Source organism: bacterium, assembly GCA_026414725.1.
Classification (GTDB): Bacteria; Ratteibacteria; UBA8468; order B48-G9; family JAFGKM01; genus JAAYXZ01.
In genome coordinates, this window is sequence record JAOAIL010000072.1 from 1 (window position 1) to 263 (window position 263).

Annotated in this window: 1 protein-coding gene; it reads right to left on the bottom strand. The window is 34.2% G+C overall.

Going from position 1 to position 263, the window contains the following annotated elements:
• On the bottom strand, positions 1-263 hold a 263-nt coding region (locus tag N3D17_07925; GenBank protein ID MCX8083288.1), incomplete at both ends, for a site-specific DNA-methyltransferase.

Genomic DNA, 263 nt, shown 5'->3' on the forward strand with positions numbered 1-263 from the left:
TAATTGCTCTAACTTGGCTTCACTTTTAATTCTTTTAAGAGCTAACTCACAATATTTTTTATCTATTTCAACACCAATTCCAATTCTTCTTGTCAAAGCACAAGCGATTAATGTTGAGCCACTACCTAAAAATGGATCAAGAATTACATCACCTACATAAGAAAACAACTTTATGCATCTTTTAGGTAATTCAACTGGAAAAGGTGCGGGATGATTAACTCTTTTTTTACTCTCACCCGGAAAAGTCCACACACCATTTGTCC